This window comes from Aureimonas phyllosphaerae (genome assembly GCF_900113065.1).
Lineage (GTDB): Bacteria > Pseudomonadota > Alphaproteobacteria > Rhizobiales > Rhizobiaceae > Aureimonas > Aureimonas phyllosphaerae.
In genome coordinates, this window is the sequence record NZ_FOOA01000003.1 from 187192 (window position 1) to 210236 (window position 23045).

Annotated in this window: 21 protein-coding genes and 1 riboswitch; of the genes, 7 read left to right on the forward strand and 14 right to left on the reverse strand. The window is 67.9% G+C overall.

Going from position 1 to position 23045, the window contains the following annotated elements:
• The first annotated feature begins 151 nt into the window (after positions 1–151).
• A complete protein-coding gene (locus BM175_RS06045) occupies positions 152–2548 on the forward strand; it encodes a PAS domain-containing sensor histidine kinase (RefSeq protein ID WP_090960698.1) in 2397 nt (798 codons plus the stop codon).
• 6 nt (positions 2549–2554) lie between these two features.
• Here BM175_RS06045 and BM175_RS06050 read toward each other — a convergent pair whose 3' ends face one another.
• From BM175_RS06050 to BM175_RS06060, 3 genes are read right to left on the reverse strand one after another with little or no spacing between them, the layout of a single operon-like run.
• Entirely contained in the window at positions 2555–3532 is a 978-nt protein-coding gene (locus BM175_RS06050) for a WD40 repeat domain-containing protein (RefSeq protein WP_090960701.1), read from the reverse strand.
• Entirely contained in the window at positions 3532–4701 is a 1170-nt protein-coding gene (locus tag BM175_RS06055; protein WP_090960704.1) for a CobW family GTP-binding protein, read from the reverse strand. The genes BM175_RS06050 and BM175_RS06055 overlap by 1 nt, the downstream gene beginning before the upstream one ends.
• A 41-nt stretch (positions 4702–4742) precedes the next feature.
• Positions 4743–5555 carry a creatininase family protein gene (locus tag BM175_RS06060; protein ID WP_175526775.1) on the reverse strand — a complete coding sequence of 271 codons (813 nt, stop codon included), beginning with the start codon at positions 5553–5555 and terminating at the stop codon, positions 4743–4745.
• A gap of 120 nt (positions 5556–5675) precedes the next feature.
• Between BM175_RS06060 and BM175_RS06065 the strand changes: the two genes are divergently transcribed.
• The 5 genes from BM175_RS06065 (at position 5676) to BM175_RS06085 (ending at position 10053) form a co-directional block, all read left to right on the forward strand.
• On the forward strand, positions 5676–6152 hold the full coding sequence (locus tag BM175_RS06065; protein WP_090960707.1) for a MarR family winged helix-turn-helix transcriptional regulator: 477 nt from the start codon (positions 5676–5678) through the stop codon (positions 6150–6152).
• An 80-nt stretch (positions 6153–6232) separates the two neighbouring features.
• Positions 6233–7267 carry a LacI family DNA-binding transcriptional regulator gene (locus BM175_RS06070; protein WP_090960710.1) on the forward strand — a complete coding sequence of 345 codons (1035 nt, stop codon included), beginning with the start codon at positions 6233–6235 and terminating at the stop codon, positions 7265–7267.
• Positions 7268–7284: 17 nt separating this feature from the next.
• Positions 7285–8271: a 2-hydroxyacid dehydrogenase gene (locus tag BM175_RS06075; protein WP_090960713.1), complete on the forward strand. Its 987-nt coding sequence runs from the start codon at positions 7285–7287 to the stop codon at positions 8269–8271.
• 96 nt (positions 8272–8367) lie between these two features.
• On the forward strand, positions 8368–9453 hold the full coding sequence (locus BM175_RS06080; protein ID WP_090960715.1) for an autotransporter outer membrane beta-barrel domain-containing protein: 1086 nt from the start codon (positions 8368–8370) through the stop codon (positions 9451–9453).
• A gap of 159 nt (positions 9454–9612) precedes the next feature.
• Entirely contained in the window at positions 9613–10053 is a 441-nt protein-coding gene (locus BM175_RS06085; protein ID WP_090960718.1) for a hypothetical protein, read from the forward strand.
• A gap of 13 nt (positions 10054–10066) precedes the next feature.
• Here BM175_RS06085 and BM175_RS06090 read toward each other — a convergent pair whose 3' ends face one another.
• The 5 genes from BM175_RS06090 to otsB all read right to left on the reverse strand — a co-directional run bounded on the left by BM175_RS06090 (position 10067) and on the right by otsB (position 14630).
• Positions 10067–10738 carry a GNAT family N-acetyltransferase gene (locus BM175_RS06090; RefSeq protein ID WP_090960720.1) on the reverse strand — a complete coding sequence of 224 codons (672 nt, stop codon included), beginning with the start codon at positions 10736–10738 and terminating at the stop codon, positions 10067–10069.
• Positions 10735–11598, reverse strand: coding sequence for an alpha/beta hydrolase (locus BM175_RS06095; protein ID WP_244545892.1), 864 nt, complete (start codon positions 11596–11598; stop codon positions 10735–10737). Before BM175_RS06095 ends, BM175_RS06090 begins: the two co-directional genes overlap by 4 nt.
• 88 nt (positions 11599–11686) lie before the next feature.
• Positions 11687–12328, reverse strand: coding sequence for a 2-dehydro-3-deoxy-phosphogluconate aldolase (locus BM175_RS06100; protein ID WP_090960728.1), 642 nt, complete (start codon positions 12326–12328; stop codon positions 11687–11689).
• A gap of 89 nt (positions 12329–12417) precedes the next feature.
• The gene (locus BM175_RS06105) at positions 12418–13869 is read right to left on the reverse strand and encodes an alpha,alpha-trehalose-phosphate synthase (UDP-forming) (RefSeq protein WP_090960731.1); all 1452 of its coding nucleotides are present in this window, start codon (positions 13867–13869) and stop codon (positions 12418–12420) included.
• A gap of 2 nt (positions 13870–13871) precedes the next feature.
• Positions 13872–14630, reverse strand: coding sequence for a trehalose-phosphatase (gene otsB, locus BM175_RS06110; RefSeq protein ID WP_210284016.1), 759 nt, complete (start codon positions 14628–14630; stop codon positions 13872–13874).
• Between the two features lie 179 nt (positions 14631–14809).
• On the opposite strand from otsB, the gene BM175_RS06115 reads away from it, so the two are divergent.
• Positions 14810–15505, forward strand: coding sequence for an NlpC/P60 family protein (locus BM175_RS06115; RefSeq protein ID WP_090960734.1), 696 nt, complete (start codon positions 14810–14812; stop codon positions 15503–15505).
• Between the two features lie 61 nt (positions 15506–15566).
• Here the strand turns inward: BM175_RS06115 and BM175_RS06120 are convergent, their stop codons facing one another.
• The 6 genes from BM175_RS06120 to betC form a co-directional block, all read right to left on the reverse strand.
• A complete protein-coding gene (locus BM175_RS06120) occupies positions 15567–16880 on the reverse strand; it encodes a D-amino acid dehydrogenase (protein ID WP_090960736.1) in 1314 nt (437 codons plus the stop codon).
• Positions 16881–17023: 143 nt separating this feature from the next.
• Positions 17024–17113, reverse strand: a riboswitch (glycine riboswitch).
• Between the two features lie 67 nt (positions 17114–17180).
• Positions 17181–18239, reverse strand: coding sequence for a sn-glycerol-3-phosphate import ATP-binding protein UgpC (locus tag BM175_RS06125; RefSeq protein ID WP_090960739.1), 1059 nt, complete (start codon positions 18237–18239; stop codon positions 17181–17183).
• Positions 18239–19087, reverse strand: a complete 849-nt coding sequence (ugpE, locus tag BM175_RS06130) for a sn-glycerol-3-phosphate ABC transporter permease UgpE (RefSeq protein ID WP_090960742.1) — start codon at positions 19085–19087, stop codon at positions 18239–18241. Before ugpE ends, BM175_RS06125 begins: the two co-directional genes overlap by 1 nt.
• Positions 19088–19091: 4 nt before the next feature.
• Positions 19092–19976 carry a sn-glycerol-3-phosphate ABC transporter permease UgpA gene (gene ugpA / locus BM175_RS06135; RefSeq protein ID WP_090960744.1) on the reverse strand — a complete coding sequence of 295 codons (885 nt, stop codon included), beginning with the start codon at positions 19974–19976 and terminating at the stop codon, positions 19092–19094.
• Positions 19977–20058: 82 nt separating this feature from the next.
• Complete coding sequence (gene ugpB / locus BM175_RS06140; protein ID WP_090960747.1) at positions 20059–21357, reverse strand: sn-glycerol-3-phosphate ABC transporter substrate-binding protein UgpB; 1299 nt, start codon at positions 21355–21357, stop codon at positions 20059–20061.
• A gap of 159 nt (positions 21358–21516) precedes the next feature.
• The gene (betC, locus tag BM175_RS06145) at positions 21517–23037 is read right to left on the reverse strand and encodes a choline-sulfatase (RefSeq protein WP_090961269.1); all 1521 of its coding nucleotides are present in this window, start codon (positions 23035–23037) and stop codon (positions 21517–21519) included.
• Between the last annotated feature and the right edge of the window lie 8 nt (positions 23038–23045).

Consider the following 23045-nt stretch of genomic DNA (forward strand, 5'->3'; position numbering starts at 1 on the left):
GGAGATCGTAAGGTTCCCGTTTAATATCCCCTGACCGACCTTTGCCTTTGATCCCGGCGCGCGAACATGCTTCACGTGATGCGGGGGACGATACCGCCGCCGAGCCGATGTGCCCGGCGGCCTTCTACGATGGCATGGCTTGGAACTGGTAATGACGGGGGACGCCGCGAGCCGACTGGCCGCTGCCGAAAACAGGATCGCGGACCTGACGCGCGAGAACGAACGGCTCCGGTCCTGCGGGGCGCTCGACGGCGGCGTGGATGGTCACACGCCCCTATCCATAGCCGTCTATGAAACGCTGCTCGGCGGCGTATCCGACTCCGCTCTCATCGTAACCGACCCCGCCGGGCGGATCGTCGCCTGGAACGCGGCCGCGACCACGATCTTCGGCTGGGCGGCCGAGGAGGTCGTCGGCCAGTCCGCCAACCGCATCTTCCTGCCTGAGGACCGTGCGGCCGACCCGCTCGCGCGGGAGATGGCGACGGCCATCCGGGACGGTCGCGCCCGGGACGACCGATGGCTGCAGCGCTCCGACGGGTCGCGCTTCTTCGCTCGCGGCGAACTCGTGCCGATGCGCGGCCGCGACGGCGCGACGACCGGTTTCCTCAAAATCCTGCGGGACCGGACCGAGGAGGAGCGCTCGCGCCTCGAGCTGGCCGCGAGCCGCGAGCGTCTGCAGTTCGCGCTTGACGCCTCCGCCCTGATCGGCACCTGGGACTGGGTGATCCCCGAAGACATCATCTACGCCGATGCCCGCTTCGCCGCGCTATACGGGGTCGACGAGGCGGAGGCGGCATCGGGCCTTCCCCTCTCGGCCTATCTCCACGGCATTCACGCCGACGACCGCGCTCGTGTCGGAGAGCTGATCCGCGATACCGTCGCCGCGGGCGGCGTGTTCGAATCCGAATACCGCACGGTCCGGCGCGATGGCGCGGTGCGCTGGGTCTACGCGCGCGGCCGCTGTTTCCTGAGCGACGCCGGCCGACCGGTGCGCTTTCCCGGTGCGGTCGTGGACATCACCCACGACAAGATGCGCGAGCGCCGCCAGGATGCGCTGCTGCGGCTCGGCGACGAGGGCGGCTTCGGCGAGGCGATCGACTACACGCTGAAGGCGCTCCATCTCCTCGGCGAGACGCTGGAGATCACGCGCGTCGGCTACGCCACGGTCGATCCGACCGAAACTTTCGCGACCGTCATCGGCGAGTGGACGATGCCGGGTCTTGTCCCGCTGGCCGGCCGCAAGCGGATCGCCGACTTCGGCACCCGGCTCGCCGACGCTCTGCGGCAGGGCATGACAGTGGTCGAGGACGTGCGCCTCGACCCGATCACCGCCGATGGCGCCGCGGCCTGGGAGGCGATCGGCTCGCTGTCGATGATCAATCTGACGGTGCGCGAGAACGACCGGCTGCAGGTCATCCTGTATCTCCACCATTCCGCACCGCGTCGCTGGACGGCCGACGAGATCGGCTTCATCCGCGAGGTGCTGAACCGGGCCTGGACCTATACGCGCCGCCGGCAGGCCGAGTGCTCGCTGATCGAGACCGAGGCGCGGCTCCGGCTGGCGCACGAAGCGGCCGAGATGGGCACCTTCGACTACGATCTCGAGACCGGAACGATGGTCTGCGACGCGCGGTGCCGCGTCGTGTTCGGGATCGGCCCGGACGAGCCGGTGGGCTATCCCGCCACCTTCCGCCCGCGCATCCATCCGGAGGACCGGGATCGGGTGGAGGCCACCGTCCGTCGGACCATGGCCTCGGACGGCGATCCGAACTTCGATCTTCTTCTGCGCACGATCGGTCACGAACACGGAGCAACGCGGATCGTCCATGCGAGCGGCCGATGCGTTCGTGAGGACGGCAAGGCCGTGCGCATCGTCTGCGCGGTGCGCGACGTCACCGAAGCCAAGGAGGCCGAGGAGCGGCAGACACTCCTGACGCGAGAGCTTCAGCACCGCGTGAAGAACACGCTCGCCATGGTTAACGCGCTCGCCAACCAGACGCTGCGGCGCGCGTCCAGCGCGCAGGAAGGGCTGACGGCCTTCTCCGCCCGCCTCCTCGCGCTCAGCCACGCGCACGACATCCTGACCCAGACGAGCTGGACCAGTGCGCCGATCGAGGCGATCGTCTCGCAGGCGCTGGCGACGCATGGCGGCGAGGACGAACGGATCACGTGGGACGGACCGGACATCCGGCTGACCGCTCGCCAGAGCCTCGCCCTCGCGCTCGCGCTCCACGAGCTCGCGACCAATGCCGCCAAATACGGCGCGCTTTCCGACGACGCGGGACGAGTGCGCATCGCCTGGCGCGTCGGTCCGGGCGAGGGCTGCCGGAGCCTGTGGCTCGAATGGCGGGAGGTCGACGGGCCGCCGGTCGTGGCGCCCGAGCGCAAGGGGTTCGGCTCGCGGCTCATCGAGCAGTCGCTCGCGACGGAGTTCGCCGGCGAGGTCACGATGACCTATCACCCGGCTGGCCTCGTCTGCCTGATCGAGGCCGATCTCCAGAACGACCTCGACGACAGCGTGCTTCCCTCGACGCTCAGCGACGTCTGATCGGCCTCAGCCGGCGATGTCGATCACGCCAGCCTCGCCGTTCTCGGTCCCGAAGGCGAGGAAGCGACCCTTGGCGTCCCAGGCGAGCGTGCGCGCCGCACCCGAGCCGCCCCGGCGCAAGAGCGCCTCCTTGGCGTCGGAAAAGCGCACCGCGAGAATCATGCCGTCGGCGTAGCCGATCGCGACGACGTCGTCGGACGGGTGGCAGGCGACCGCAACCACCGTGGTGTCGCCCCGCGTACCGAGTTCGAGCGGCGCCTTGCCCATCGGCCCGTCCTTGCCGGTGAACGGCCAGAGAATCGCGGCCGGCGCGCCGGAGGTCGCGAGGAACTTGCCCTTGGCCGACCAGGACAGGCTCTTCACCTTGCCGGGATAACCGGTCATGCGCATGTGCTTGCCGTCGTCGAGGCGCCAGCCGTGCAGGGCGTTTTCCTGCATGATGGTGACGAGGAAGCGCCCGTCGGGCGAGAAGGTGACGCCGGTATGGGCGCCCTTCCAGTCGAGTTCCTGCGCCTTGGCGTCGGTGCCCGCGAAGAACAGCGACGCGCCGTCGTAGCGCGCCGTCGCAAGGCGCAGGCCCTTGGGCGCGAAGGCGACGTCCTCGACCGTGCGTGCGTGCGCGAACTCGCGCACATCCCCCTTGGCGCCCTTCACATAGGCCGTTCGCCCGACCGCATAGCCCACCACGCCGCCTGGGCCACCGGCCACAGACGAGATCCACTTCCGTCCGGCCGAAGCGATCTCGGCGGACTGGCGGTCGGGCGTCGTCTGGACGACGCGCCCATCCTCGCCGCCCGACAGGAGCCGCGGCGCGAACGAGTCGAGGCGGGCGGCGAGGAGCCCGCCCTCGTGCGCCTCGATCGCGGTCTCGCCGCCGGCGGGGAAGCGGATCGTGCCGTCCGACAGGGCGAAGACGGGCTCGTCCTTCAGGAAGGCGGCCGCCTCGACGTGGCCGTCGAACGCGTAAGGGGCAATCTGCGGCATCAGGCGGGCGTGGCCTCGCGGGTCTTGGCCGTGCAGGAGCGGAACTCCTCCTCCAGCCGCTTGGCGTCGAGCTCGCGTCCGATGAAGACGAGCCGGCTCTCGCGCGCCTCGCCCTCGCGCCACGGCCGCTGGTGGTCGCCCTCGATGATCATGTGAACGCCCTGAATGACGTAGCGGTCCGGGTCGCCCTTGAAGGCGATGATGCCCTTGAGGCGAAGGATGTTCGGCCCCTCGGTCTGCGTCAGGTTCTGGATCCAGGGGAAGAAGCGGTTTTGATCGAGCTCGCCGCCGCGCAGCGAGACCGACGTCACCGTCACGTCGTGGATCGGCGCGACCTCGCCGTGGTGGTGATGCCCGTGGTCGTGGTCGTGGTCGTGGTGATCATGACCGTGATGGTCATGTCCATGGTGGTCGTGGCCATGGTCATGGGCGTGATGGTCGTGGCCATGGTGGTCATGGTCGCAGTCCGGGCCGCAGACGTGGTCGTCGTGAGTGTGCGCGGCTTTCTCCAGGAAGTGCGGGTCCTGGTCGAGAACGCGGCTGAGGTCGAAGGCGCCCTGCCCGAGCACCCGGTCGAGCCGGATCGCGGAGCGCTCGGTCCGATGGATCACGGCCGACGGGTTGATCGCGCGCACCGTCGCCTCGACGCGGGCGAGTTCCTCGGCCGACACGAGGTCGGTCTTGTTGAGGAGAACGACGTCGGCAAACGCGATCTGGTCCTCCGCCTCGCGCGAATCCTTCAGCCGAAGGCCGATGTGCTTGGCGTCCACCAGCGCCACCACGGCGTCGAGGCGCGTCTTCGAGCGCACGTCGTCGTCCATGAAGAAGGTCTGCGCGACCGGGACGGGATCGGCAAGGCCCGTCGTCTCGACGATGATCGCGTCGAAGCGGCCGGTACGCTTCGTCAGGTTCTCGACCACGCGCACGAGATCGCCACGTACGGTGCAGCAGATGCAGCCGTTGTTCATTTCGTAGATCTCTTCGTCGGTCTCGACGATGAGGTCGTTATCGATGCCGATCTCGCCGAACTCGTTGACGATCACGGCGTAGCGCTTGCCGTGGTCCTCGGTGAGGATGCGGTTCAAGAGCGTCGTCTTGCCGGAGCCGAGATAGCCGGTGAGCACGGTGACGGGAATCTGGCCCTCGCTCGGGCGGGACGTGTCGGACATCGGGATGCCTCCTTGTCTGGAGCGCCCGATATAGGCCCGTCCTATCCGTTTTGCACGGGGGCCATTGGCCAATCCACGGCGGCGACATCGGCCAGGAACTCGACGAAGCGCGCGGACTGGTGGTCGAGGATCGCCCGGCCCATCGCGGCCGTGCCGAGCGTGGCGTTCCCGACGGTGCCGACAGGGTTGAGGTCTTCGGCTGCCCAGGCGAAGCCGAGGCGCCCGTGGGCGCGAAGGTGCCGGCGTTCCGCGAGAAGACGGCTTTGCAGCGAAGGCTGGTCGGCGATCTCGGCGGTGCGAACGAGATCGGGGCGAATCGCCAGCATCAGGGCGGTCTCGACCGCCCCGCCATGAATGCCGATCGCGATCTCTCCATCGGGGAGAAGCCCCGTCGGCAAGCCGAAGCGGTTCCACGACGCGCTGGCGACGAGGAGCCCATGCCGCTGCCGGAGGTCGAGCGCGGCGGCCTCCACAGCCTGCGTGTTGCCGCCGTGGGAGGAAACGATGGCAAGGCGTCGGAAGCCCGCGCTCGCCACGCCCTCGCCGAGGCGGACGATGGTCTCGGTCGCCACGCGCCATCCGAGTGACAGGGTGCCGGGAAAGGCAAGGTGCTCGTCCGAGGCGCCGATCCGCAGCACCGGCAGAAACACGGCTTCGAGACCGTCCGGCAGCGTGGCGATGGCTTGCGCGACCATCGCGTCGGCGATGATCGCATCGGTGCCGAGCGGCAGGTGCGCCCCATGCTGCTCGACGGCGGCCACCGGCAGGACGGCGACGGCCCGGTCGAGCCGATCCCTCGCCGCGCGAAGCTCGGCGCTCGTCAGCTCTTCGAATCGGTGCGCCAGCAGGGTCATTGCGGCCTCTCTCGGTGGGTGAGAGGCTTTTAAAGTCCGAAGGGGAATGGTGAAAGGGAGCGGCGTGGACAAGTCGGGATCACCCGGTCATCCTCGCACCGGGATTCTCGACGGTGGGGCATGGGCGAGAGCAAGAAGAACAGGCCGGCGGTGGTGAGCGTCCAGCTGACGCTGACGGCGCGCGCCGTGCGCAACGCCCTGTCCCACTCGTTAAGCGAGCGCGGGCTTTATCCCGGCCAAGACGCGGTGCTGATCGCGATCGCCGAGGAGAAGGACGGCATCTCCTTGCGCGATCTCGCCGACCGGCTTCAGGTCCGCCCGCCGACCGTGACCAAGACGATGACGCGCCTGTCGGCGCAGGGGATCGTCGAGCGCCGCCCCTCGCGGCTCGATGCGCGGCAGAGCTTCGTCCACCTCACCGAGAAGGGGCTGGGGCTGGTCGCCGAGGTGAAGGCGGCCCGCGCCGCGGTCGAGAAGCGCGCGCTGAAGGGGGTGAAGGCGAAGGACGCACGGCGCCTGCGCAAGATGCTGAAGCGGATCGAGCGCAATTTCACGGCGGACGGGGCTGCCAATCCTCTTGAAGAGGCCGAGGATTGATCGCCTCCGGTTGCGTCGGCGAAGGCCAGTCCTTACACCCGAACGATTGCTGTTCTCGCACGGACATGGAACGAGACTAGGTGGCGCAGAAGGTCAAACTGTCGACGATCGCGGAGCGGCTCGGCCTGTCGACGGCGACCGTCTCGCTAGCGCTGCGCGACAGTCCACTCGTCGCCGAGGTCACGCGCGAGCGCATCAAGGAAGAGGCGCGGACCTCGGGCTACATCTACAACCGCCGCGCCGCGAGCCTGCGCACGTCGAAATCCGGGATCGTCGGCGTCTGCGTCCACGACATCATGAACCCGTTCTACGGCGAGATCCTGAAAGCGGTCGAGGACGAACTCGACCGCCAGCGCCAAACCTTCGTGCTGTGCAACCATTACGACGACCTGTCGAAGCAGCGCTCGTTCCTCGACACGATGCTGCAGCTCGGCGCCGACGGTCTGATCATGTCACCGGCGATCGGCACACCCGCCTCCGACATCCGTCTCGCCGAGGACAACGACCTGCCGGTCGCGCTCATCGCGCGAACCGTCGAGGGGTCGGGCGTCGCCTCCTTCCGCGGCGACGACGCCTACGGCATGTCGCTCGTCGTGCGCCACCTGATCGAGGAAGGCCATCGCAGCATCGCGCTCGTCGGCGGCACCGACCAGACCTCGACCGGCCGCGACCGCGCGCAGGGCTATCGCGACGCCCTGGAAGAGGCCGGCATCGCATACAGGCCGGACTGGTGGATCAAGGGTCCCCGTTCCCGGCACCAGGGCTTCGATGCCGCCGCGGAATTTCTGGCCCTGCCGGGCTCGCCCCGCGCCGTGGTCTGCTTTTCCGACCTCGTGGCGCTCGGCCTGATGTACGGCCTGTCGCGCGCCGGGGTGCGGCCGGGCATCGACATCGCCGTCTGCGGCTACGACGATATCGACGAGGCGGCGATCGCCATGCCGCCGCTGACCACGGTCGCCAACGGTCAGGCCGAGGTCGGACACCGGGCGGCGGGCGCGCTGCTCGCCCGCCTCAACGGCGCGCCGGCCGAGGAGCGCCTCGAACTCATCCGTCCCATATTACGCGTGCGCCGATCCAGCCTCGTGCGCTCCGACTCAACACTCCCCACCATCTGAAAGAAGCGAGCGCCCGCGTGCCCCAGCCCAACGACGCCACCGTCCTCGTGTTCGGCCCCTTCAATGCCGACGGGATCGCCGAACTGGAGCGCCGTTTCACGGCTCGCAAGCTGCAGAAGCGCGACCTTGCCGAGTTGCCCGAGGCCGAGCGCGGCGCGATCCGGGCAGTGGCGGTCGCCGGGCACATCCCGAACGATGCAATCGACGCCCTTCCCCGTCTCGAGATCATCGCGCATTTCGGCGTCGGTTACGACGGCGTCGATGCGGCCTACGCGGCGTCCAAGGGCATCGCCGTCACCAACACGCCCGACGTTCTTACCGAGGAAGTCGCCGACACGACGCTCGGTCTCCTCCTGATGACGGTGCGCGAGCTCGGACAGGCCGAAGCCCATGCGCGGGCCGGGCACTGGGAGGCCAAGGGCCCCTACCCGCTGACGCGCTTCAGTCTTCGCGGCAAGACGGTCGGCATCATGGGCCTCGGTCGCATCGGCCTCGCCATTGCGCGCCGCCTCGAAGCCTTCGGCCTCACGATCGCCTATCACAACCGCTCCCGGCGGAGCGACGTCTCCTACACCTACCATGACACGCTCGCGGGTCTGGCGAAGGCGGTCGACATCCTGATCGTCGCGGCGCCCGGCGGCGCCTCGACCGACAAGGCCGTCAACGCCGACGTGCTGAAGGCGCTCGGGTCCGACGGCATCTTCATCAACATCGGACGCGGTTCGACGGTCGACGAGCCGGCGCTCATCGCCGCGCTGAAGGACGGCACGATCGCGCGTGCCGGGCTCGACGTCTTCGCGGACGAGCCGCGCATCCCGGCCGAGCTTCTCGCCCTGCCCAACGCCGTCGTCCTTCCGCACGTCGCTTCCGCCTCGCGCGATACCCGCCGCGCCATGGGCGATCTCGTGGCCGACAACCTGTCGGCCTGGTTCGCAGGCGAGCCGCTGCCGACACCGGTCCCCGAAAGCGTCAAGGCCGGGCTGACGCGCGCCAAGGTATCGTGATCGCAAGGGAGACTTATCTCCCTTTCGCATGATCCAGCCCCGGACTATGCTGCGCTGCGATCATTCGCATCAGCATCATTCTGGGGGATACGGTTCATGCCCGTTCTCCGGCCACGAAAGCGTCGCAAGCTCACGCTCGCAGCGCTCGCCGCCCTTTTATCTGTCGCCGTACCCGAGGCTCGGGCCGCGACCCTCGAAGACAGCCTACGCAGCGCCAGCGACCTGGCCCTTGCCGCCGCTGCCCGCCTCAACGCGCGGGTCGAAGCCGTGCGCGATCCCGGCATCACGGCGATGTCGGGCCTCGATCTCGACCTTCGGATCGACCGGACTCAGGTCGACCGCACGCTCGATCCGTTTCTCGACGCTCCGCAGCCGGACCTGCCGACGCTGTTCTGGGACAACGACTTCGAAGGCCGTCCCGCCCCCTCCAGCGAACTCGAGGTCAGCCGTCGGCTGACAAGCGACGGGAGCGGCGACGTCTGGGGCAGCGGCATCGTCGAGTTCGGTCGCGAAGCGGACGGCATGATCGCGGCGCGCCACTCGAGGGCCGACATCGCGACGGGCCTCGACGTGTCGCTCTCCGTTCGCGCGACCGCCGGCGCGGCGCTCGGCCTCAACCGTGCCACCATCGACGGCGCCGGCAGTCTCGACCTGCCGACGCTTTCGACCTACGGCACCTTCGCGCCGACGCCGGACAGCTATCTCGACGTGACGGCGGGCGCCGGACCGCTTCGATCCGCGCCGGCGGGCGCCGGCCTTCCGATCGCATCGGGCGAGGCGGGGTTCGCAACCGCGACCTACGGCTCGCGCTTCGCCGTGGGTCCGCTCACCCTGTCACCCTATGCCCGCTTGGAAAGCGCGGTCGTGCGAGCCCTGCCGAGGGACGGCGCCTGGTCGGGCGCGCTTCTGGCAAGCCGCACCTCGGCCGTCACGGGGGTCAAGACCAGCCGTGTCATCCGCCGCCAGGGCGCGACGATCGCACCGGCCCTGCGGCTGGAGATGCGCCAGGACATCGCCCGCGCGCGTCCGCTCGGTCGCCGCGTCAGCCAGGAGTTGACGATCGCGCCCGAGATCGAGGCGGAACTCGCGCCCCACTGGACCGCACGCCTCGAACATCGCTCCCGCTTCGGGGGCGATGGCGACACGCGCTCGCTGCAGATCCGGCTGGAGACGACGTTCTGATCACAAACGATCGTTAACCTTCAGGTAAGGCTAACGATGCGATACTCGGCCTCTGTCAGCCTGCCCCTCTGCCCATTCGGAAGCCTTCGTTTTCCGGGAGCCGCAGGCCGTTCAAGGGTTCGGTGCCGCTCGGCAACGCGGCGCATTCGGAGATTGGTCATGAGATTTGCAGCCGTGGCGCTTGGCGTCGGCTTCGTCGGTACGATCCTCGCCAACCTTCCCGCTCGCTCGGATGCGAACGCCGAGAGCCTGGTGTCGCTGATGCGACCTTCCGCCGAGATCACCGGCTCGATCGCACCGGCCGGCCCGCAGCCTGCGGCGGCCGTGCGTCTCATCGACCTGCGCAATGGTGCAACCTGCAAGATCGCGGGGCCCGCCGACGCCGCCGCCGGTTTCCGCCGCGCGCCGATCGGCCCGGACTGCGCCGCCTCGCCGGAACTCGCGCGCGTCGCCTACTGGAAGACGACCGGCGACGGCTCGCTGATCATGGCCGACGGTGGCGGCGAGACCGTGCTCGAATTCATTCCGGGCGACGGCGTGCTCTACGAGTCGATCTATCCGTCCAACGCGCTGATCACGATCGTCCCGGCGCGGAGCTGACGCACGCCGCACCTCATGGGCGAAGCTGCGATAGGGACCGGCGCTGCCGGCCCTTCGCGTCGAAGTTCTCCGGCTGAAGCCAAGCCTCAAAGCCGGCCTTCACCTTCGGCCACTCGGCATCGACGATGGAGAACCATGCCGTATCCCGGTTGCGGCCTTTGACGACCATGTGCTGCCGGAAGACGCCCTCGAAGGTGAAGCCAAGCCGAGCCGCCGCGCGCTTCGACGGCATGTTCTGGTCGTTGCACTTCCATTCCAGCCGGCGATAGCCAAGCTTGTCGAAGACACGCGAGAAAAGAAGAGCGAAGGCCTCCGTCGCCGCGCGCGTCTGCTGCAGTCGGGGCGACAGGCAGATGTGGCCGATCTCGATCACCCCATTGGCGGGGTCGATGCGCATGAGCGCGGCGACCCCCTCCGCCCGGTTGGACGACGTCGGCACGATCGCGTGGAACATCGGGTCGGTGCCGAGATAGTTGGCGTTGGCAAAGCGCCCGAAGTCCTCGGCCGTCTCGAACGGTCCGTAGGCGAGGTAGTCCCACAGCCGGTCGTGCCCCTCGAACGCTTGGCAGAGCTCCGCGAAGCGGCGCGCGTCGTGCATCGGCTCGACGCGGACATGCTCGCCGGTCACCACGCCCTGACCGGGCAATTCGCGCGGCTCCCAGTGCGACAGGTCGTGCGTGCTCATCGGGAATGGTCCTTCAGGAAGTCGAGGACATCGGCCCGCAATTGCCGGTTGCCGAGCGGCAGCGCCGTGGCGAACGAACTGACGGTGCCGATGTGGTCGAGGCCGGGGTAAAGGTTTTCCGACACCGGCACACCGGCCGCCCGCAGCCTGCGCGCAAGGGAGCGCATGTTCTCGGGATCGACCGTCGTGTCCTTGCCGCCGTGGGCGAGGAAGGTCGGCGGATCGCCTCGTCCGACGAAGTTCACCGGCTGGCTCGCCTCCCGCAGTGCCAGCGGGAAGATGCGCTTGTAGCGCTCCTCCTTCAGCGGCAGGAAATCGTAGGGGCCGGAGAGCCCGATGAAGCCCGCGACCGGTCCGCCTCCGGCGCGCGAGAGATAGCGCTTGTCGTAGGCGAGGAGCGCCGCGATCTGCGCGCCGGCGGAGTGCCCCATCAGGAATAGTGGGTGCGACCCGGCCGCCAAGCCCGCGCCGCCGGTCTCACCGAGCTTGCGGACCGCGGCCACGGCGCGCGCGCCGTCCTCTACGAAGCCGGGGAAGAGGACATCCGGATAGACGCGATAGTCGGGGATCGCGACGATATAGCCGGCGGATGCCAGCGACTGGCCGACGAATGGGTAGATCGACTTCGAGCCGGAGTCCCAGCTCCCACCGTAGATGAACACGACGATGGGCGTCGCCGGCCCCGCCCCGTTCGGAACGTAGAGGTCGAGCGTTCCGCGATCGCCCGGCATATAGCGAAGGTTGCGAACCGTCTCATAGCCGGCGCGGCTGGTGACGGAGTTGAGAAGCGCGGCGCCTGAGCAGGCCGACAGGAAGCCGGCCAGCGACAGGAGGAGAAGCAGTCTGGGAAGGGAGCGCAAGGGCAATCGCAGGACCAGGGGTCGAAGGTCCTGCAGAAGATGGAACAGGCGGACGCGGCGGCCAGACGCCGGCTCCGCGCCGATCGCCTCAGAGCCGGGCGAGACCCGCTGCCTCTCGCGCGAGCGCGGTGATCTCGTCGAAGCGACCAGCCGACACGAAGTCCTTCGGCGCCACCCACGAACCGCCGACGCAGACGACGTTCGGCAGCGCCAGATACTCGCCGACGTTCTTCGGGCTGACGCCGCCCGTCGGGCAGAATCGGATGCCCTGGAACACTGGCGCCAGCGCCTTGAGATAGGGGATGCCGCCGAGCTGTTCGGCCGGGAAGAATTTCAGGATCTCGTAGCCTTCCTCGATCATCGCCATCAGTTCGCTCGGCGTCGCGGCGCCGGGAAGGAGCGGCACGTCGGACGTCTTGGCGGCATCCAGCACCTCGTGCGTCGTGCCCGGAGAAACGATGAAGCGGGCGCCCGCCTCCACCGCCTGATCGAACTGGCGCGGGGTCAGGATCGTGCCGGCGCCGCAGAGCGCCTCAGGGACTTCGGCCGAGATCGCCTTGATCGCGTCGAGCGCCGCCGGGGTGCGCAAGGTCACCTCGATGCCGGGCAGGCCGCCCGCGGCCAGGGCGCGAGCGAGCTTCATGCCGTCGGCGGCGCTGTCGACCGCAACCACCGGCATCACTGGCTGGCGCGTCAGAATGTCCATCAGGGCATGGGTCTTCTGGGTCATGAGCGGTCCGGTCCTTGCGTCGACGGGTGGAGCTGACGGTGGTTTAGCCGATGCGCCCGCCGCCCGAAACCCGGCATTCAATCGATTTGCTAGCGGCCGACGCCCATGCCGGAGCGAAAGCGCTCCCACCAGGACGGCGGCTGGAGATCGCGCTCCGCCGGAGCGTCGAGAACCGCCAGAAACGTCTCGCACCAGTTGTGGGCGGTGTTGGAGAAGACCCGCGCCCGCATCGCCTCGTGCCGGCGCTGACGCTCCTCAAGCGGCATCGTGAGCGCCTGCTTCAGCGCGCGCACGAGATCGTCGGGCGAATAGGGATTGACGATCAGCGCCTCGGGCAGTTCGGCACGGGCTCCGGCAAAGCGCGACAGGATCAGGACGCCGGGATTGGCGCGGTCCTGCGCCGCCACGAACTCCTTGGCGACGAGGTTCATGCCGTCGCGCAACGGCGTCACCATGCAGATCTGCGCGGCGCGATAGATGCCCGCGAGAGCCCGGCGCGTGAAGCCGTTGACCAGAATCTGGATCGGGTTCCAGTCGAGCGTCGCGAAGCGGCCGTTGATGTTGCCGGCGAGCCCCTCCAGCTCGACGCGCAGGTCGGCGTAGGCTTCGACCTCGCCGCGCGAGACCGGCGCGACCTGCAGGAACTGGGTCTGGCCGCGAAGGTCGGGGTTGTCCTCAAGAAGCAATTCGAAGCCGCGAAAGCGTTCCACGATGCCCTTGGAATAGTCCATCCGGTCGACGCCCACGATCTGGTGGCGGCCGTGTGAGATGTTCTCGACCATCGTCTGATGCTCGCGCGCCTCGTCGGAAACCGCGAACTCGGCGAAGCCTTCGGCGTCGATGCCGATCGGAAAGGCGGATGCGCGAACGATGCGTCCGTCGGGGGTGCGCACGCGGTCGCCGTCGAGGTCCTCGGCCCCGAACTCCTGCACGCAGAAGTCCACGAAGTTGCGCCGGTCGTTGTCGGTCTGGAAGCCGATGACGTCGTAGGCGAGCATGGCGCGCACGAGGTCCTGGCTGGCGGGAAGCGCCGTCATCATGTCCGGCGGACAGAAGGGGATGTGGAGGAAGAAGCCGAGGCGGCCGTCGTAGCCCGCCTTGCGCAGGTCCTGGCCGAGGAAGAAGAAGTGATAGTCGTGAACCCAGACGAGGTCGTCGGTCTGGAGGAGAGGCTTCAGCCGCTCGGCGAAGCGCTGATTGACCGCGCGATAGACTCGCTCGGATTCCCGTTCGAAGGCGGCGATGTCGAGCCGGTAGTGCAGCAGCGGCCAGAGCGAGCGGTTGGCATAGCCGAAGTAGAAGCCCTCGATCTCCTCCTCCGACAGGTCGATCGTCTTCAGCGCCGTGTGGCCGTGCTCCTCGACGCGAAGCTCGCTGTGCGAGCCCGCTTCCGTGATCTCGCCGCTCCAGCCGAACCAGAGGCCGCCGCGGCGCCGCAGCGCATCGGCCAGCCCCACCGCCAGCCCGCCCGCCTTGCCCTCGTCGCTGAGAGGGCCGACCCGGTTCGATACGACGACCAGGCGATGATTGTCCCCTGCCATGCCTACGATGCCTCTTTCATGCTGTCCTCGCCCGTCACCGGCTCCACCCCGAGCCAGCGATGGACGGAATCGACGCAGGCGAGCCGGAAATCCGCCTCGCTCAGGCCATCACCCACCTTGATCGAAACGCCGTTCAGCGCCTTCACGGCTGCAAAGCCGAACTCGTCCGTCGTATCGTCGCCGATGTAGATCGGAACGCGCCCGACGAACGGCTCGCGCGTCATGAACGCAGCGATCGCCTTGCCCTTGTCCATCCCGGCGAGATGGACCTCGACGATGTTGTCGCCCCGCATCACCGAGAATCCCGGCTCGTCCTGAACGGCGCGGGTGACGAGTTCGCGCGCCACTGGCTCAAGTTCGGGATAGCCGCGATAGTGGATCACGAGGCCGGTGCCCTTGTCCTCCAGCCGAAGCCGGGGCTCCTCTGTGACGCCGATCGAAAGCACGAGGCGGATCGCATCCAGGGCCGCCGGTCCGGCCAGCGGCATCACCTCGCCGTCCGGCACCTCGCGGCGCTCGAGACCATGTACGCCCGCTGCCGCAAAGCGGAGCGGTGCGAGGAGGTGGGCGAGGTCGGCGATGCGGCGGCCGCTGATGACGGCAAAGGCGCCGTCGCAGGCGGTCTGGATCGCAGCGAGCCGCGCCACCGCATGGGGTGCGATCTGCACGTCCTCCGGCCTGTCGACGAGTTCGACAAGCGTCCCATCGAAATCGAGGAACAAGGCGTGACGAACGGGATCGAGCGGAGGCGGCAGATTCATGGGCCCCAAGATAGGGGAAACGAGAGGCCTGCCTACCCGTGTTCTCACTCGCGCGCCACGCTTAGCCGCCCATCATTCTCCCCGACCTCATCCCACGCGCTAGGGTTGCGGCGAAGATGCCGGATGCAAGCGCGGAGCCGGCTACGGTCCGCTTGCGCCACAAAAATGGGGCGAATGGAATGGACGACCTGACGAAGCGCATCCAGGCACGACTGATCGAGCGCGGCTACGATCCTGGTCCCGCGGACGGGATCTGGGGACGGCGCACCATTGCGGCCGTACGAGGCTTCCAGCGCGACCAGCTGCTCGCAGCGGACGGCGTCGTCGGGCCGCAGACCCGTGCCCGCTTGTTCGGCTCGGCTTCCCTGCCCTCCCCCGATCATCTTCCCTGGATGGCGGAAGCCCGCCGCTTGATGGGCACGCGCGAAGTGCCTGGGCCCGGCAGCAACCCCATGATCGAGGACTGGGCAAAGGGACTCGGCATTCCTTATCGCGGCGACGACGTGCCGTGGTGCGGACTTTTCGTGGCCCACTGCGTCGGGGCCACCCTGCCGGACGAGGTGCTCCCGGCCCACCCCTTGGGCGCGCGCAACTGGTCGCGGTTCGGCACGGCCTGCGAGCCGGGGCTCGGAAGCATCCTCGTCTTCTGGCGGGAAAGCCGGGCGAGCGGCAAGGGCCATGTCGGCTTCTACGCAGGCGAGGACGCCGCTGGCCTTTACGTGCTCGGCGGCAACCAGAGCGATGCGGTGAACATCAAGCGCCTGCCCCGCTCGCAATGTCTCGGCGCACGCTGGCCCGCCAGCGCTCCCGGCAGCAAACCACGGATCGTCCGGATGACGCTGCCCGGCGGCGGCTTCGAGACGGCTCTCGCGTAGGATATGGGAAAGCCGGCCCCTCGAGCGGAGGGACCGGCTTTCATGACGTTCTCTACGGTTTTCAGGCCGCTTCGGTCAGGCGCTCGGCTTCGGCGCGCACCTCGGGCACCGGCTTCAGCTCCGGCCGCACGAAGACACCGGGCGCCGCGTAGTCGCCCGCCACCTCGGCCGCGATCGTGTCGGCGGTGATCGCCGACAGCGTCCAGCCGAGATGGCCGTGGCCGGTGTTGTAGTAGACCCCCTTCGCCTTGCCGCGGCCGACGCGGGGCATCATGTCCGGCATCATCGGACGCAGGCCCGCCCAAGGCGCGACCGAGGCGGTCGAGACGCCGGGGAAGCGGTGGCGGCACCAGTCGACGAGCGGCTTGATGCGGTCCATGCGGATGTCGCGGTTCTCGCCCGCGAACTCCGCCGTGCCCGCGATGCGCAGCCGGTCCGCGCCGAGCCGGCTCGTCACGATCTTCGCCTTGTCGTCCAGCAGCGACACGTAAGGGGCACCCTCGCGGCTCGCCTCGTCCGTCAGGTTCACCGTGATCGAGTAGCCCTTCACCGGGTAGACGTTCACGCGGTCGCCCAGCTGGCTCGCGAAGCGGCGGCTGGCGACACCGGCGCACACCACCACGGCATCGAAGTCCTCGCGGACCGGCTCGCCTTCGCTGCCGACGGTGCGCGAGAAGACGGCGGCGCCGCCCTCGGTGCGCATCGAAAGCTGCGTCACATCGGCCTCGTAGCGGATCTTGCCGCCGCGGCGCACCACGGCGTCGGCAAGGCCCCGCGTGTACTTGTGGATGTCGCCGGTGAAATCGGATTCGGTGAAGAAGCCGCCATGGAACGTGCCGGCGAGCGCCGGCTCGATCGCGTGGATCTCGGCATCGGTCAGGCTGCGGCGCTCGAGCCCGCCCTTGGCGTAGAGCTGGCTGACGCGCGAGGCATGCTCGAACTCGGATTTCGACTCGTAGACATGCAGGATGCCGCGCTTCACGAGGTCGAACTCGAACCCTTCGCGCTCGGCCATCTCGATGAGATGCCGGCGAGCCGCGATCGCGAGCTTCACGGTCGCGACGGTGTTCTCCTCGTAGGAGCGCGCGGCCAGCACGAACTCGGCCATCCAGGACAGCTTGTGCCAGGTCGGCGCGGGGTGGACGAGAAGCGGCGCGTCCTTCTTGAGCATCCACTTGATGCCCTTGATGAAGGTCGACGGCGAGTTCCAGACCTCGGCGTTGGAGGCCGACAGCTGGCCGCCGTTGGCGAACGAGGTCTCCATGGCCGAATAGGCGTTCCGGTCGAAGACCGTGACGTCGAGGCCCTGCGAGAGAAGCTTGTATGCGGTGGTGATGCCGGTGATGCCGGCGCCGATAACGGCCACTGAGGTCACGACAGGTCCTTTCCCCGCACTATCGCGGGTTGCCTTCGTGCCCCTCCGTCACTGGCCTGAGAGTTTCACGGCGGGGAAGCATTCCCTCGTCCGCTTTCTCCTTCGGCGGACGACCCGACGGGTCGTCACTCTCCGGATATGGTTTGCGCCGCGCGGTCCTTTTGCCTGAGAGTTTCCGGGGCGGTTGCTCCTTCGGCGCCAGCCTTTCGGCTGGTCTCTCCCGCAAGCGGCGATAGCTGTTACATATGGGAATAGGACGAATGCGGCAAGATCAAAGAATCCGCAGCCTCTGCCCAGCTTCTAGGCAACCCGTCGTCCCGTATCGGCCGAGAAGCGGTGGAGAGCCGCCGGATCGAAGCCGATCCGCACGGTTTCGCCGAGATCCTTGCGCACGTGCCCGGCGGTGCGTAGCGCGATGTCGGGACCGCCGGACGGCAGGGCGCCGTAGAGATAGGTCTCCGCCCCCACCCGCTCGATCGCGCTGAGCGTCACGTCCGCGTACGGGCGACCGTCGCCCGGACCCTCGACGATCGCGACATGCTCCGGCCGGATGCCGAGCACGTCGGCGCGGCCCGGTGTAAGCCCGAGCGCCCGATCCATGCCCTCGATCTTCAGCGCCTCGGCGAGCGGCACGAGGTTCATGGCCGGCGAGCCGATGAAGCTTGCGACGAACAGGGAGGCTGGCCGTTCGTAGACCTCGATCGGCGTGCCGACCTGCTCGACCTGTCCGCCGTTCAGCACCACCAGCCGATCCGCCAGCGTCATCGCCTCTAGCTGGTCGTGGGTGACGTAGAGGCTCGTGGTCTTCAGCCGCTTCTGCAGGCGGCGGATCTCGGCGCGCATGGAGACGCGCAGCTTGGCGTCGAGGTTCGACAGCGGCTCGTCGAAGAGGAAGGCGGCCGGCTCGCGCACGATCGCGCGCCCCATGGCGACGCGCTGGCGCTGGCCGCCCGACAGCTGGCCCGGCTTGCGGTCGAGATAGGTCTCGATCTCCAGCGCGCGCGCCGCCTCGCTGATGCGCCGCTCGATCTCGGAGGCCGGCATCTTTCGGTTCTTCAGCCCGTAGGCGAGGTTCTGGCGCACGCTCATGTGCGGGTAGAGCGCGTAGTTCTGGAAGACCATGGCGATGTCGCGGTCGGCGGGTTCGAGGTCATTGACCCACCGGTCGCCGATCCGGACCTCGCCGCCCGTGATCGTCTCGAGCCCCGCCACCATGCGCAGGAGCGTGGACTTGCCGCAGCCGGACGGACCGACCAGCACCACGAACTCGCCGTCGGCGATATCGAGCGATATGCCCTTCACCGCCTCCTGTCCGTTCGGATAGGTCTTGCGGACGTCTTGGAGCGTGATCGAGGCCATTACTTTTCCGATTCCACGAGACCTTTGACGAACCAGCGCTGCATCAGCACCACCACGAGGACGGGCGGCACGATGGCGAGGATCGCTGTCACCATGACGAGGTTCCAGGGCGTGTCGGCGTCGGCGAAGGAGATCATCTTCCTCAGGCCGATGACGATCGTGTTCATGGAGTTGTCGTTGGTGACAAGGAGCGGCCAGAGATACTGGGTCCAGCCGTAGATGAAGAGGATGACGAAGAGCGCCGCGATGTTGGTCTTCGACAGGGGCAGGAGGATGTCCCGGAAGAAGCGCATCGGTCCCGCCGCGTCGACCCGCGCGGCCTCCACCAGCTCGCCAGGGATGGTCAGGAAGAACTGGCGGAAGAGAAGCGTCGCCGTTGCGGAGGCGACCAGCGGCAGGATCAGGCCGGCATAGGTGTCGATCAGGCCGAGATCGACCATCACCTTGTAGGTCGGCAGGATGCGCACCTCGACGGGCAGCATCAGCGTCATGAAGATCAGCCAGAAGAACGCTATGCGGAAGGGAAAGCGGAAGAACACGATCGCGAAGGCAGACAGGAGCGAGATGACGATCTTGCCGAGCGCGATGCCCATCGCCATCACGAACGTGTTGAAGAGGAGCGTCCACACGCCGACACCGCCGATCCGGCCGACGCCGCCGAAGAGCGCCTGCCCGTAGTTTCCGGCAAACTGGTCGCCGGGCACGAGCGGCAGCGGCGGCCGCAGGATTTCCGGCGTCGAGAGGGTCGAGGCGACGAACGTGTAGTAGATCGGGAAGGCGACGATCAGGACGCCAAGGATCAGGACGCAGTGCGCGAGCGCGGTGGCGAAGGGTCGGTTCTCGATCATCGCCTCACCCGTAATGCACGCGCCGCTCGACGAAGCGGAACTGGAAGGCCGTCAGCGCCACGACGATCGCCATCAGGATCACCGACTGGGCGGCCGAGCCACCAAGGTTCAGGTTCACAAAGCCGTCCGTGTAGACCTTATAGACCAGCGTTTCCGTCGCCTTGGCGGGGCCGCCTCCCGTCACCGAGTCGATGATGCCGAACGTGTCGAAGAAGGCGTAGACGGTATTGACGACGAGGAGGAAGAAGGTCGTCGGCGCGATCAGCGGGAAGACGATGGTCCAGAAGCGCTTCGGTCCTCGCGCCCCGTCGATCGCCGCCGCCTCGATCAGGGAGCGCGGGATGGACTGGAGGGCGGCGACGAAGAACAGGAAGTTGTAGGAAATCTGCTTCCAGGCTGCCGCGACGATGACGAGCCCCATCGCCTGATCGCCCTTCAGCAGCGGATCCCAGCCATAGCCGGCCGCGCGCAGCATGTAGGCGAACGTGCCCATCGTCGGATTGAACATGAAGAGCCAGAGCATGCCTGCGATGGCGGGTGCAACCGCGTAGGGCCAAATCAGGAGTGTGCGGTAGAACGCCTTGCCGCGCAGCACCTTTTCTGCCGATGTCGCGAGCAGCAGCGCGAGGCCCATCGCGAGCATGGCCGTCGACAGGCTGAAGACGATGGTGGTCTTTAGGGCGTGGAGATAGCCGGGATCGCTTAGCACCTGCCGGAAGTTGGCGAGGCCAACGAACTCGGTCTTCAGACCGAACGCGTCCTCGCGCAGGACGGACTGGTAGAGCGCCTGCGCCCCTGGCCAGTAGAAGAAGACGAGCGTCACCAGCACCTGCGGCGCGAGCAGCAAGTACGGCAGAAGCTTGTTGGGAAAGGTGACGCGGGTGTTCAAACGGCCGCCCCGAGCATGACATGGGCGCGCCCCGCCGCGAACGGCGGGGCGCCTTGAGGGTGAGGATCGCCTGTGCGGCCGCTTACTGGCCGGCGGCCTGCGCGATCGCCGCGTTGCCGCGCTCGACGATCTTGCCGAGCGCCATCTTGGCGTCCTGGCTGCCGTTGAGCATGGCCTCGAACTCCTCGTTCATGATGTCGCGGACCTGCGGCAGGTTCGGCAGGCGCACACCCTTGGAGTTCTCGGTCGGCGTCTTGCCCATCATCTGCTGGATCGGAATCTCGCGGGCCGGGTTCTTCTCGTAGAAGCCGCTGGCCTTGGTCGCCTCGTAGGCGGCGAGCGTCACCGGCAGGTAGCCGGAGACCTGGTGCAAGCGCGACTGGATGTCGGTCTGCGACAGGAACTCGAAGAAGGCGGCGACGCCCTTGTATTCTTCGTCCGACTTGCCGCCGAAGACCCAGAGGCTGGCGCCGCCCGGAATGGTGTTCTGCGGCGCGTTGTTCCCCTTCGGGTCGTAGGGCAGCTGTCCGGTGCCGTAGTTCATGCCGGACTTCACGACGTCGCCGAGGCCGCCCGACGATTCGGTCAGCATCGCGCACTCGCCCGACAGGAACAGCTGCTTGGCCTCCGACGTGCGGCCGCCGTAGCGGAACGTGCCGTCCTTGGCGAGGTCAGCGATCGCCTGGAAATGCTCGACGAAGATCGGGGCATCGAGCTCGAGCTTCACGTCGAGGGCGGCGAGACCGTTCTCGTTGGTGCCGTAGGGCACGTTGTTCCAGGCGGCGAAGTTCTCGGTCTGGATCCAGGTCAGCCAAGTCGAGGTGAAGCCGCATGGGGCGGCGCCCGACGCCTTGATCTTCTTCGCGGCGTCGAACACCTCCGGCCAGGTCTTGGGCGGGTTGTCGACGTCGAGGCCCGCCTTCTGGAAGGCGTCCTTGTTGTAGTACATGATCGGCGAGGACGAGTTGTACGGGAAGCTTAGCATCGTCCCGTCGGGCTTGGAATAGTAGGATACGATGCCCGGCAGGTACTTCGACTTGTCGAAGCTCTGGCCGAGCACCTCGGCCACCGGCTTGATCGCGCCCTCGGCGCCCATCATGACGCCGGTGCCGGCGTCGAAGATCTGGATGATCGCGGGAGGCTGCTTGGCGCGGAAGGCGGCGATGCCGGCGTTCAGCGTCTCGGGGTACGTGCCCTTGAAGACCGGCGTGATCTTGTAGTCGGACTGCTTCTCGTTGAACTCCTTGGCGAGCGTGTCCACGACCTCGTTGTTGGCGCCGGTCATGGCATGCCACCACTGGATCTCGGTCTGCGCCACGGCGGCGGTCGAGGCGAAAAGGGCGGCCACGAGGGTCGCAGCGGCGGCGGTCGTCTTGGTCATCGCAATAGGCTCCCAGCGCCGGGCCTTGATGGCCACGGTCCGTCACCGCCCTCCTAGCGGCGCGAACCAACAGTCGCGTGTCAAACCTACGATGGTTCCATGACAGCGCAAAGCCTTATCACGCCTTCGTTTTCAGCCTTCCACACGCACCTCGTGCGCTCACTCGCCCCGCGGAAAGCGCTGGGAGTCCTCCAGCACGTTGAGGTCCATGTGGTTGCGCATGTAGCGTTCCGACGCCTTCTGAAGCGGCTGGAAGTCCCATGGATAGTAGGCACCGTTGCGCAGCGCCTCGTAGGTGACGAGGCGGCGCGCCTGGCTCTGGCGCACGTCGCGGTCGAAGGCGCGCAGGTTCCACAGACGCGTCGCCTCGGCGTCGAAGGCGGCGAGCAGTTCGGCATGGTCCGGGTCTGCGGCGAGGTCGCGCAGTTCGGACGGATCGTCCGCCAGATCGAAGAGCTGGTCGGGATCGGCAAGGCAACGCGTGAACTTCCACCGCCCGCGCCGGACCGCGACCATCGGCGCGATCGAGCCCTCGGCGGCGTACTCCATCGGCACCGATCGAGCCCGCTCCCCCCGCCGCGCCGTGTCCATCAGCGAGATGCCGTCGAGCCATTCGGCGCCGTCCGACAGGTCGATCCCGGCGAGCTCCGCCAAGGTCGGCAGCACGTCGAGGGTCGAGACCGGCTGCATGTAGGGGCCGGGCGGCAGGCCGGGCGCCGAGACCATCAGCGGCACGCGGGCCGAGCCCTCGAAGAAGTTCATCTTGAACCAGAGGCCGCGCTCGCCGAGCATGTCGCCGTGGTCGGACACGAAGAGGATGATCGTGTCCTCCAGCATGCGCGTGCGCTCGAGGATGTCGACGAGCTCGCCGACCTTCTCGTCGATGTAGCTGATATTGGCGAAATAGGCCTGCCGCGAACGGGCGATCATCTCGTCCGTGATGCGGTATTCGTGGTCGTTGCAGGCCATCATCAGGCGCTGCGAATGCGGGTCCTGGTCGGCGAACTCGATCCGCTCGACCGCGGGCAGGAGCGCCGGCGAGTTGCGGTAGAGATCGAAGAAACGGCGACGCGCGACGTAGGGGTCGTGCGGATGGGTGAAGGAGACCGTGAGGCAGAAGGGCCGGTCGTCGTTGCGTCGCGACAGGTCGTAGAGCCGGGCGGCCGCGTGGTGGGCGACCTCGTCGTCGTATTCCAGCTGGTTGGTGATCTCGGCGACGCCCGCGTGCGTGACGGAGCCGAGGTTGTGATACCACCAGTCGATGCGCTCGCCGGGTTTGCGGTAGTCGGGCGTCCAGCCGAAGTCGGCGGGATAGACGTCGGTCGTCAGCCGCTCCTCGAAGCCGTGGAGCTGGTCCGGCCCCACGAAGTGCATCTTGCCCGACAGCGTGGTGCGGTAGCCGGCGCGCCGCAGGTAATGCGCGAAGGTCGGAATGTCGGAGGCGAACTCGGCGGCGTTGTCGTAGACGCGCGTCTTCGAAGGCAGCTGCCCGCTCATGAACGAGGCGCGCGCCGGCGCGCAGAGCGGGCTTGCGGTGTAGGTGTTGACGAAGCGCGCGGAACGGGCTGCCAGCGCCTTGAGGTTGGGCGCGTGGAGGAAACGCGCCGGCCCATCGGGAAACAGCGTGCCGTTGAGCTGGTCCACCATGACGATGAGGAAGTTGGGCCGGCTCTGAAGCATGTCGCGCT